Origin of the sequence: Mucilaginibacter sp. Bleaf8, assembly GCF_018390515.1 — a bacterium.
In the GTDB taxonomy this organism is placed as follows: Bacteria; Bacteroidota; Bacteroidia; order Sphingobacteriales; family Sphingobacteriaceae; genus Mucilaginibacter.
Genome location: NZ_JAHBBK010000002.1, coordinates 129,883 through 141,268, shown reverse-complemented (window position 1 = coordinate 141,268; position 11,386 = coordinate 129,883). Strand labels below are relative to the sequence as shown.

12 protein-coding genes are annotated in these 11,386 nt (G+C 45.5%); 10 read left to right on the top strand and 2 right to left on the bottom strand.

Annotated features, from left to right (window positions below; all coding sequences use genetic code 11):
- Nucleotides 1-102: 102 nt before the first annotated feature.
- From KHS38_RS09550 to KHS38_RS09535, 4 genes are all read left to right on the top strand, one after another.
- Entirely contained in the window at nt 103-549 is a 447-nt protein-coding gene (locus KHS38_RS09550) for an SMI1/KNR4 family protein (RefSeq protein ID WP_213488339.1), read from the top strand.
- Nucleotides 550-1,338: 789 nt separating this feature from the next.
- Nucleotides 1,339-1,836 (top strand): hypothetical protein, encoded by a 498-nt coding sequence (locus tag KHS38_RS09545; protein ID WP_213488338.1) that lies wholly within the window; start codon nt 1,339-1,341, stop codon nt 1,834-1,836.
- Nucleotides 1,837-2,308: 472 nt separating this feature from the next.
- Nucleotides 2,309-3,022, top strand: coding sequence for an endonuclease III domain-containing protein (locus KHS38_RS09540; protein ID WP_213488337.1), 714 nt, complete (start codon nt 2,309-2,311; stop codon nt 3,020-3,022).
- Nucleotides 2,997-3,740: an SOS response-associated peptidase gene (locus tag KHS38_RS09535; RefSeq protein WP_213488336.1), complete on the top strand. Its 744-nt coding sequence runs from the start codon at nt 2,997-2,999 to the stop codon at nt 3,738-3,740. The genes KHS38_RS09540 and KHS38_RS09535 overlap by 26 nt, the downstream gene beginning before the upstream one ends.
- Here KHS38_RS09535 and KHS38_RS09530 read toward each other — a convergent pair whose 3' ends face one another.
- Nucleotides 3,741-4,316 carry a DUF6252 domain-containing protein gene (locus KHS38_RS09530; protein ID WP_213488335.1) on the bottom strand — a complete coding sequence of 192 codons (576 nt, stop codon included), beginning with the start codon at nt 4,314-4,316 and terminating at the stop codon, nt 3,741-3,743.
- Between the two features lie 142 nt (nt 4,317-4,458).
- Between KHS38_RS09530 and KHS38_RS09525 the strand changes: the two genes are divergently transcribed.
- Complete coding sequence (locus tag KHS38_RS09525; RefSeq protein ID WP_213488334.1) at nt 4,459-5,070, top strand: class I SAM-dependent methyltransferase; 612 nt, start codon at nt 4,459-4,461, stop codon at nt 5,068-5,070.
- A 4-nt stretch (nt 5,071-5,074) separates the two neighbouring features.
- On the opposite strand, the gene KHS38_RS09520 is transcribed toward KHS38_RS09525, so the two are convergent.
- Nucleotides 5,075-5,401, bottom strand: coding sequence for a hypothetical protein (locus KHS38_RS09520; protein WP_213488333.1), 327 nt, complete (start codon nt 5,399-5,401; stop codon nt 5,075-5,077).
- A 118-nt stretch (nt 5,402-5,519) separates the two neighbouring features.
- On the opposite strand from KHS38_RS09520, the gene KHS38_RS09515 reads away from it, so the two are divergent.
- The 5 genes from KHS38_RS09515 to KHS38_RS09495 all read left to right on the top strand — a co-directional run bounded on the left by KHS38_RS09515 (nt 5,520) and on the right by KHS38_RS09495 (nt 11,320).
- On the top strand, nt 5,520-6,182 hold the full coding sequence (locus KHS38_RS09515) for an MBL fold metallo-hydrolase (protein ID WP_213488332.1): 663 nt from the start codon (nt 5,520-5,522) through the stop codon (nt 6,180-6,182).
- Between the two features lie 68 nt (nt 6,183-6,250).
- A complete protein-coding gene (locus KHS38_RS09510; RefSeq protein ID WP_213488331.1) occupies nt 6,251-7,087 on the top strand; it encodes an MBL fold metallo-hydrolase in 837 nt (278 codons plus the stop codon).
- A 144-nt stretch (nt 7,088-7,231) separates the two neighbouring features.
- The gene (locus KHS38_RS09505; protein ID WP_213488330.1) at nt 7,232-10,195 is read left to right on the top strand and encodes a PAS domain S-box protein; all 2,964 of its coding nucleotides are present in this window, start codon (nt 7,232-7,234) and stop codon (nt 10,193-10,195) included.
- A gap of 126 nt (nt 10,196-10,321) precedes the next feature.
- Nucleotides 10,322-10,720 (top strand): response regulator, encoded by a 399-nt coding sequence (locus KHS38_RS09500; protein ID WP_213488329.1) that lies wholly within the window; start codon nt 10,322-10,324, stop codon nt 10,718-10,720.
- Between the two features lie 231 nt (nt 10,721-10,951).
- Nucleotides 10,952-11,320, top strand: coding sequence for a response regulator transcription factor (locus KHS38_RS09495; RefSeq protein ID WP_213488328.1), 369 nt, complete (start codon nt 10,952-10,954; stop codon nt 11,318-11,320).
- The last annotated feature ends 66 nt before the right edge of the window (nt 11,321-11,386 follow it).

The window sequence follows — 11,386 nt, the reverse complement described above, 5'->3', positions numbered from 1 at the left end:
TATACATAACGCGCCTACAAGTGAGACGCTTGCGGAGCAAACAATAGCGCATTTAATTAACCGAAAATTTAAATTCGAACTAACCAATTGGTATTTTGCGATATGAACAACTATTACTTGGCTAAGGAAACGATCGAAAGCAACAGTGATATCGTTAACTTCGGTAGCCATGAGGAAGGTATAACAGACGAATGGATACGCGCAGCGGAAAAGAGGCTTGAAGTTAAGTTTCCACCATCCTATACTTGGTGGATGAAAAACTATGGCGGAGGTGACATTCTGGGCGATGAGATTTTTAGCATTTATGGAATCAACTTCGATGAGGTTGTTGGAGGAGACGTTGTTTATATCAATGAGTTAGATAGAAAAAACGGCATTACAAACAATAAACAGGTGTCCATTCAAAAAAACAATCAGGGTCAAAGTTACTATATCAACTTAGACGAAATTGACGAAACTGGTGAATCACCTGTATATAACCGTATTACAAAAACCAAGTATGCTGATAACTTTTTAGACTTTATAATAAAGCAAATTAAAGAAGCTTAATCGATTGCCTCCGCAAGCATCCCGCTTGTTATTTATTAGCACAACTGTATAACACGCCATCTAAAAGCGGGATGCTTGCGGCAGCAAGTGGGATTGAATAAAATCACAATACGTAGATAACGAAATATTATTATATTTGTGTAATGGCAGACTTGCAGGTATATAACGATTTATCGACTACAATTATTAATGCTTTTGGCATTGTAGGCGCTCTTTATTCCTGCTTTTTAGGTTTAAAAAAAACCACCGAAAAAATAATATTTTATTTTAAAAAACGGAATTTATTTCTTACCTCTGCAATCGCATTTTCCACAATCACAACTAACTGATTTTCAGCCACTAAGTAATTTTATTTCTAAAATATTATTGAGACGAATTAGGATTTTAAGAAGAACGTTAAAATATCTTTGATACTTTGATTTATCCCCCTACTCCCGCAAGCGTCCCGCTTGTAGTTTATTGCTCAATACCATAACACACATCCACAAGCAGCACGCTTGCGAAAGCAACCTTTAAAATGGCTGGTCAAAGAAGTGCAGCCCCTTATCCTGCTATCCCCCTACAGTTCACATTCTGTTAACAAAACCCACCAAAAGTTCAAAAAAGCGGACGACTGTTTACTGTACATACCAAGCATCACCCATACAGCCATTATCCTAAAAATTAAACAATTGTTTTAACAGTATTTTTAATTCATAAATGGCGAGGTATTTTTCCAAAATTTCGGCACATACAAACGTTTGGTATTATAGTTGGTAAGCGTTGTGTAATATTTATCAATCTTTTATCATGAAAAAATCTTACTTATTATTAGCATTGGCCTTTGTGCTTTCCGCTACTGCTTCCTTCGCACAAAGAAGAGGCCGTACTTCAAGCGGTGCCAGCTACAACACTGCGTTAGGTTTAGGCCTTGATTTTGGTAACGGTGCTACATTGGTAGGTCCGAGTATCAAACATTTTTTTGACGCCAACAACGTAGGCCAGGCCGACCTGTTATTTGGCGGCGGCGGCACTTACCTGGGTGCTTACTACCAGTACCATGCGCCAATTGCCAACGCACCTGGTTTAAAATGGTATGTAGGTTTAGGTCCGCAACTGGGCTTTGGTAACGGCGATACCGACTTTTATATTCGCCCGATGTTAGGTTTGGATTACAAATTTACACCTGACGTTCCTTTGAGCCTTGCGTTCGACTGGAGACCATCTTGGTACATCAGCGACAATGATTATTATGGCAACCAATTCGAAGCCGGTCGTTTCGGTTTAGGTTTCCGTTTCACTTTCTAAAACCCGCAACATATTGCACATCATCTACCTATAATATAAACAAGCAAAAAGGCTGCTCATTCGGGCAGCCTTTTTCGTTTTAGGGGCATATAGCTTTTTAATGTTTGAGCTACGCCTTCTTGTTATACCGAGCAATAGCGCAGCCAATCCCGCGCACAGTAACCTTGCAAGGAGATAGCCGCGTTGTTATCGCTCCCCCGCCATACCAAGAAAAAAGTACTGACACAATCGTGTCACGAGTATAAATACCTGTACCAAACTGTACCGGGTGTTCCAAAGTGTACCACTTTTTTTGAACGGCCTCTGCTTGCTGCAAATGGCGTTTTGGGTGTACCAAAGTGTACCACCTGTTCCGCTACGTACCGGTTTGTTCCGCTTTGTACCACTCTCAAAAGTGGAACACCCGGAACAGTGTGGAAATGCAATCGGCACAACAATTGGGCACCCTAACGGTTAACCGATACAGAAACCTATGTTAGCCATTACAGAAGATAAAGCCGCCTTTGTGCTCGAAGTGCATCACCGCCTCAGCGAGGTGTACGGCCGGGATATACGCTATTTCCATGACCTGGATCCGTTGAGCGAGCTGGTATCGGCACTGCTGTCGCACCGTACCACCAACCGCAACTCGGGCCAGGCGTTCCGCAACCTGCGCGAGGTGTTCGGCACTTGGGAGGCCGTTCGGGATGCGCCCGTGGCCGAGGTGCAGGCCGCCATATCACCTTGTACCTGGCCCGAGCAAAAGGCCCCGCGCCTGCAGCACGTACTGCGCCTCCTCACCGAGCGCTGCGGCACCCTCTCGCTCGATTTCCTGACCGGCATGAACGTAGCCGAAGCGCGCCTGTGGCTGGAAGAGCTGCCGGGCGTAGGGCCCAAAACCAGTGCGGCCGTGATATCATTCAGCAATATGCGGGGCAAGGCCTTGCCGGTTGATTCGCACCATTTCAGGGTGGCTACCCGCCTCGGCATCATCAATGCCAAAATAGGCGAAGCCAAAGCCCACAAAGCACTCGAAGATTTGCTGCCGCCCGAGTTTACCGCCCAGCAGGTGTATGACCACCACCAGGTGATGATGCGCCACGGGCAAAAGGTTTGTTTCCACTTTAAACCCAACTGCCGCAACTGCGTGCTGCTGGATTTGTGCCCAACCGGTAAGGCACTTGTTAACGCCACGCCCCAACCCTGATGCCAACAACCCGGCGTTTGTAGGGTTATTAAATAAAGAAGTTATGTGTGCACGCTATTCGCTCAGCAAAGATACCCAGATCATCGAAACGGAATACACCGCCAAGGTGATCGACCCGTTTGCGCCGTCGTACAACACGGCCCCCACCATGAATTCGGCCGTCATTACATCCGGTCGACCAGACGAGGTACAGCAGTACCATTTCGGCCTGGTGCCGTTTTGGGCGCAGGACACCAAAATCGGGCTCAAAATGTTCAACGCCCGTGCCGAAACGCTGCTGGAGCTGCCATCATTCAAACCCCTGATGGAAAAGAACCGCCGCTGCCTGGTGCTGGCCGATGGGTTTTATGAGTGGGAGAAAGCAGGCAACGAAAAACTGCCGCACCGCTTTACCCTGCTCAACCAGCCCGTGTTTGCCTTTGCCGGGCTGTACAGTTATTGGAAGGATAAAAAGACGGGCGAGGGCTACCCAAGCTTTACCATCATTACCACCGCATCCAACAAAACAGTTGGCCAGCTGCACAACCGCATGCCCGTGATATTAAGCAAAGAATATGAAAGCCTGTGGCTGGCCAATGATATACCCATGAAAGATCTTACCCAACTGCTTACCCCCTACCCCGACGATGAGATGGAAATGTACCGCGTTAGCAAAGAGGTAAACGTAGCCCGTAACAATCACGCCGGACTGATTGCGCCGCTTCTCAACAGCCAGTAATTAATTGCTGGTGTAAGTATATGGCATGGCGTTAAACTGCCCTGCCGTAATGTTGGCTACGTCAATAGAAATCACATCGCCGTTATTGGCTAATGTTTTTTTGGTTGATGTAAAGCTGAACGAGCCGGTGATGGTTTTGGCAGCAATATCAATGGATGATAGGGTAAGCGTACCACTACCGGCTTCAACGGTGCCATGTTGCACAAATACGTAGTTACCGGTAGCATCTTTTTGCTGGGTGTAGTATGCCATGTTTACGTTGGTAGTTGCGTTTACATTGTAGGTGCCGGTGGTAAAGCTATTGTCGTTAGTTGCGTTGGTAAGCGTTATGGCAACCGTTACACGCTTTTGTGCCTTGGTGCCGGTAAGGGTAAGCACTTTGGTTTTGGCAGCGGCATTAAAGGTGATGGTTGCGGCCGTGGTATCGGGCTTCCATACCGTACCGTTAATGGTAGCTTGGAACATTGCTGATGTGGCAGGTGCAGAATTGTCGGTGCTGCTGTCAGCACTCTTTTTGCAGCTTTGCAGGGCTACCGCGCCGGCAATGAATAAGATAAGTAGTTGTAAATGCTTCATACCTGTTTTACGGCATAAAGCAACGGTGCATAACACCCACCTCCTACTTTTTCATACATTTAACATTTGGGGATGGCTAACGTAAAGTTCTGCATCTTCGAAGTCAATAAGGATCCTATCTTCGCCCTAAACTATACATACCATGCAAAACCAGCTGCACCAGGCTTTCGGAAACATAGATATCTACCTGTTCGATCAGTTACTGAAAGGCACATACAGCCACTGCCACAAAGTGCTTGATGCCGGCTGCGGCGGCGGGCGTAACTTGGTCTACTTTCTGCAAAACGGGTTTGATGTGCATGGAATTGACCCTAACCCGAAGGCTATAACAGCAGTAAGAGAGCTGGCAGCTATTTTAGGAAAAGATAGTACGGCCAACAACTTCCAGGTAGCACCGGCAGAAGACATGCCTTTTGAGGATGATAGCTTTGATCTGGTCATCAGCAGTGCTGTGCTGCATTTTGCACATAACGAGCAGCACTTTGAAGCTATGCTGGATGAAATGTGGCGGGTGCTAAAACCAGGCGGATACTTTTTTGCCCGCCTGGCTTCCGATATTGGTATTGAATCGCTGGTTAAGCCATTAGGTAATAACCGTTTTCTATTGCCGGATGGTTCCGAACGTTATTTAGTGAATGAGCAAGCTTTGTTCCATCACACCCAAAAGCGCAACGCTTACCTGCACGAGCCCATCAAAACCACCAACGTGCAAAACCTACGCTGCATGACCACCTGGTGCCTGCAAAAGCAATAAACTTTTACAGCAAATCAGGGTCGGTACCGCCGGTATTGGGCGTGGTAATTTTGCTGAGGTTAAAGGAAATTTCGCTATCCTGCTCATGGCCTTTAATCAGACCTTTTTCATACAGGCCCGTCAGTACCTGTTCGGCCTGGCGGTGCAGTTCCTGGGGGGCTGTTTCGGTATCGTATTCGGTAAGCTTGGCGGCAACATCGGCTGCATTGCCCTCACTTATCTGCGATAATGCATATAAAACTTTATCCTGCACACTGGCATCCGGTTGGTAAGACTCGGGCGGTGCCACAGGTTTAAACTCTTCGTTGAATTGCTGGTCGGCTCTGTTCATAGTAAATGGTTAACAGGTATCGCGATGGTTTGTTTACGCTCTGTCCTCACCACCATCTTGTCATCTTACTTAAAACCTTTTTAGCAAGGCAGGGTTAAAATCATAAACTTTAACACCTATGAGAATTTCCAAATATCTGCACTCATGTTTATTGTTTGAACAAGACGACTACCAACTGCTGGTTGATCCGGGCCTATTTTCCTTTACCGAAGACCTGGTACACGAGCAGCAATTTGCTAATGTAAATGCCATCATTGTTACGCATAAACATCCCGATCATTTGGATATCAATGTACTGAAAAGCATTACCTCGCTAAGCGAAGCTACCGTTTACACTAATGCCGAGGTTGGCGGGTTATTAGCAGCGGAAGGTTTATCCTATCAGCTATTGCAAAACGGCCTTAACCGTATTGGCCCTTTTGAACTGGAAGTTTTTGAAGTAGTACACGAACCTTTGTTGGACAACCCTACGCCGCAAATGACAGCTTTTATTGTTAACGGCAAGGTACTGCACCCGGTAGATTCGTTTGAGGACAAGCTATTGCAGCACAAAGGTATTGAACTGGTACTGCTGCCCGTAATGGCACCTTTTACTACCGAGATAAAAGTAGCCGCCTTTGCCGATCAGTTGCAACCCAAACGCATACTGCCCGTACACGATGGCTTTGCCAAACCATTTTTTGTAAACCAGCGCTATCAGAATTATAAGCAGCATTTCGACAAAAAAGGCATCCTGTTTCATATTGTGGATGATATCGGCGAAAGCATTACGGTAGAGTAGTCGGTGTTGAAATAAATTTAATTTATTATTAATTATATCGTCAAAAACCGGTTTCTTTGTATTCCGCTATGGCTTTATATATTACCTCACTCAATTCCGGCAGCAATGGAAATTGCTACTACGTAGGCAATCAGCACGATGCTGTGTTGGTTGATGTGGGTATTTCCTGCCGCGAGGTTGAAAAGCGGATGCTGCGCCTTGGGCTCAACATCCGCAAAGTAAGAGCCATATTTGTATCGCACGAACATTCTGACCATATACGTGGCATTGCCGTATTATCCAAAAAGTATCAGCTACCGGTTTACATTACCCCGGCAACGCACCGTTACTGTGGCTTGCAATTAGAAGCCCATTTGGTACGCCCGCTGCAAGGATACGAGGCTGTACATATAGGCGAATTAGCGGTAATTGCTTTTCCTAAATTTCATGATGCGGCGGAGCCACACAGCTTTGTAGTATCCTGTAAAGAAATTAACATAGGGGTTTTTACCGACATCGGCGCACCTTGCGATCACCTCATTCAGCATTTTAAAAAATGCCATGCAGCTTTTCTTGAGGCTAATTATGATGAGCAGATGCTGGCGCAGGGCCGCTATCCTTATCATCTTAAAAAGCGTATAAGCGGCGGGCACGGGCACCTGAGCAACCGGCAGGCACTGGAACTATTTAAAACGCACAAGCCGTTATTTATGAGCCACCTGCTATTGTCACACCTCTCCAAAGACAATAACTGCCCCGACCTGGCACGCAACCTGTTTAATGCTCATGCGGGCGGCACGCAAATCATTGTAGCCTCCAGGTATGAAGAAACACCGGTTTACCAGATCAGCGATCAGGAACCGCGCAGTATCGAACTATCTTCTGTAACGGATGACGGTTTACAGCAGCAGTTCTCCTTGTTCTGACAATCAACACCAATTGTCAATACATCCAAACCAAAAGGCATTTTAAATGTATCTTGCCTGTTACAAAGTCGCTTTTATGGGCAGGCTATTTGCCCCGAAAACTGACTTGACTTAAATATACTAACCGATACGCTTGCAGCCTTCATGGAACATTTTTCAGCAACAGATGCAGATGTGCTTCACGCACTGATTCAGGAATCTCCTACCCCAACCGGCCTTTACGTTGGCCTCGAAATGCGTATACATTTGGCCAACAAGGCCATGATACAAAACACCTGGGGTAAGGATGAATCAGTACTGGGTAAAACAATTCGTGAAGCTTTGCCCGAGCTGGAAGGTCAACCCTTTCACCAGTTGCTACATGATGTTTATACCACAGGTGTAGCCTATGAAGCACGCGAGGACCTGGTAAAACTGGAAGTTGATGGTCAGCTACAAGAGTTTTATTACAATTTCACCTACAAACCGCTTAAAAATAAAGATGGCAAAGTTTGGGGCATTTTAAATACCGCCACCAATGTAACCGATCTGGTAATGGCCCGCCGCCGGGCCGATGAAGCTGAAGAACGTTTGGCCTATGCGCTGAATGCTGCCAATGTAGGCACCTGGGATTTAGATATACCCAATAATAAAGTAACCTGGGATCAACTCACCAAACAATTTTACGGCTTTTCGCAAAGTGATGTGGTACCGTATGAGGAGGTATTAAAACACATCCATCCCGAAGACCGCCGTCAGGTAGATATTGCCGTGCACCTAGCCCTCACGCCCCAATCGGGCGGGGTATATGATATTAAATTCAGAACCGTTGGCGCTGATGATCAGAAACTGCGCTGGTTGCACTGCACAGGTAAAGTATATTTTAATGAAAATAACGAGCCGTACCGGTTTTCTGGTATTGCGCAGGATATTACCAACGCCGTACAAGCGGATGTGAAAGTACAATCGGCCGAGCAGATGACGCAACTGGCTGTTGAAGCCGTCGGTGCGGGTACTTTTATCATCGACCTTGTAAGCGATGCCATGACTTACACGCCGCTGTTTGCCAAAACATTCACCGGTATGGAACGAACTGATTATACCCGTAAAGATTTTATCGGCCGTATACATCCAGAAGACCGCATGACGCGCCATCAGGCTTACGAAACGGCCGCTAAAACAGGTAAGCTCCGTTATGAAGCACGCTTTATTTGGGATGATGGTACCGTGCACTGGGCCCGCACTGTAGGCACTTACATATTCGATGAGAATAAAAAGGCCATCTTACTTTTAGGTATAGCCTATGATATAACTGCCGAGGCTGAAGCTAAAGAAGAACAGCAAAAGCTCTTGTGGCTCATTGATAACAGTAATGACTTTATAGCCCTGTCTGATTGGAGTGGTAAGCTTACCTACCTAAATAAAAGCGGGCAGCAAATGATGGGTTTCAGTAGTATGGAAGCTGCCTTGCTGCAAAACACGGAGTATGTAATGCCCGAAGAAGCACACCGGATACAGGAAGAGATAAACCCTATACTGCTTAAAAAGGGCCGCTGGAGTGGCTACATCAATTACCGTAACCATGCAACCGGCGAGCGCATACCGGTGTATGTTACAACATTGTTGTTTAAAGATACTACAACCGGGCAACCCCTTGGCCGCGCAAGCGTAGTGCGCGATTTACGCCCCGAGATGAAGGCAAAAGAAGAGCAGCAAAAGCTTATTTCGATTGTTGAAAACAGTTTTGATTGCATAGCCATCATCAACATGGAGGGAGATATTACCTACCTCAATCAGAAAGGCAAGGAAATGATCGGTTATCCGCAACAGCCTAACGTGCTACTCAATGCAGGCGACTATTATTTCGAGGAGGATAGACAACAGGGTACAGCTGCGTTTGAAACAATTGTTCAACACGGCCATTACGAGGGCCATCAGCGCTACCGGAATCTTAATACCGGAGCCGAAATATATGCGTTTGTACACGCTACACGAATTAATGATGCCATTACCGGCGAGATGACAGGGTTTTCGGTAGTGATCAGAGATCTGGGACCCGAGATAGCTTCACAGAAAGCATTGCGCGATAGCGAAGCACTGTTTCGTGGCATTACCACGGCCTCCCCTGCGGCCCTTTGGATGGCAGACCAACAAGGCAGCATCAATTATGTAAACCAGATATGGGTTGATTGGACCGGCCGCGACATGGCGCAGCATCTGGGAACCGGTTGGCTTGAATCTGTAACCAGTGATGATGTTGAACAGACCCGTAAAAGATTCATGAGCGATTTTACCGAACGGCGTTTTCACGAAAGCCAGTTCCGTATTAAGCATACATCTGGCAGTAACCGCTGGGTAGTTTGCACCGGTAATCCGCAGTACCGAGAAGACGGTACGTTTACCGGCTATATTGGCGCCTGTGTTGATATTACCGAACAAAAACAATTGCAGCAGCAAAAAGACGAGTTTATTGGCATTGCAAGCCACGAACTTAAAACGCCGGTAACCAGCATCAAAGCCTATACGCAGGTACTGGAAGCCATGTTCAGGAAAGAAGGCGATGCCCGGAAAACGGCTATGCTAAGCAAAATGAACAACCAGATTGACCGCCTGACCAACTTGATCGGTGATTTACTCGACGTGACTAAAATTCAATCGGGCCGTTTGCAGTTCAATGACGATTACTTTGACTTTAATCAGCTTGTTGCAGAACTGGTTGAAGATTTACAGCGTACCACAGACCGGCATGAACTGACACTGCAATTAGACACTGCAGGTTCGGTATACGCGGATAAAGACCGCATAAGCCAGGTAATAACCAACCTGATTACCAATGCCATCAAATACTCGCCCGGCGCCAATAAGATCATCATCACCTCGGGCATTAAAGATAATGAGGTATTGCTTTGTGTGGAAGATTTTGGCATAGGCATAAGTGCAGATAAAAAGGACCGGGTATTTGAACAGTTTTATCGGGTAAGCGGCGATAAGCAGCACACCTTTCCGGGGCTGGGCTTAGGTTTGTACATTTCATCTGAAATTATAAAGCGCGAAGGCGGGCGCATATGGGTAAATTCCATTGAAGGCGAAGGATCAACTTTCTGCTTTGCATTACCTGTGGTGAAATAGATAAACAGTTACAAATTTGAAAAACAATTGGTTACTAAAGCGTGCTGAATAAATCATAACTAAAAGTTTAATTTTTTTTGTGCGCTTAATTTACATTTACTTAATTTGCAGATACCTATTTACGACATGCCGAAGCGAATAATGATAGCAGACGACGATCCGGGTATCGTGGATGCTATAGAGATGATGCTTGACTTTTATGGATACGATGTTAGTTCAACCTATAACGGAACTGATGTTTTAGCATTGAAAGGCAATTATCCCGATCTGTTTTTATTGGATATCTGGATGTCGGGATGCGACGGAAGGGATATTTGTAAGGCGCTAAAAGCTAATGACGATACGCGAAGTATCCCTGTACTGATGATATCTGCAAGCAAAGACATTAAGCAATCGGCCTTGGATGCCGGCGCTGATGGTTTTATTGCCAAGCCGTTTGATATGGACGAACTGTTATCAAAAATTGAAACGCTGGCCGAAAAATGTACCCAAGCCAACTATTGTGGCAGCATTGAAGCCGTTTAACATTCTTCGCTAACACCTCCTCTTTATTTTGCAGCAGTACTAAATACAGTACAGCAATTTGTTGATACTGCGTAACATTTAGGACAATACAATTTTATTTGATTGTATAATTACTATATTTGTTCGGCTATATTAACGGTTTGCTTACAATTTAGCTGAGTACCTTCAACTTTATACTATAATTAGTTTACTGTTACCAGCTTAGCTGCTGTTAAAAAATTAAAAAGACCCATGCTGAAGAGGATTTTGGTTTTAGATGATAACATGGACATACTCGAAATAGTTCATGAAATTTTGAGTTATGAAAAGTTTGAGGTGAAAAGCACCTCAGATAGCACCAATATTATTGCTATTGCCGAAGCTTATCAGCCAGATCTGATTATCCTTGACTATAAACTGATGGATGCCAATGGCGGCGATATTTGCCGTACCATCAAATCGCATCCATTAATGCACCAAACGCCGGTTATTATTTTTTCAGCTTACTTGCAAAGAGATGTTGATTTGTACAGCTTTGGCTGTGATGCCGTTATTGCCAAACCATTTGATTTGAACGAGTTTATAGATACTATCAACCAGTGCTTGCTGGCCAGTAGCTAACAGACCCGTTTAAAAGCCTGATGCTCCGGCACAGCAATTGTTAATCTGCTCCGCACATTTTTAGCC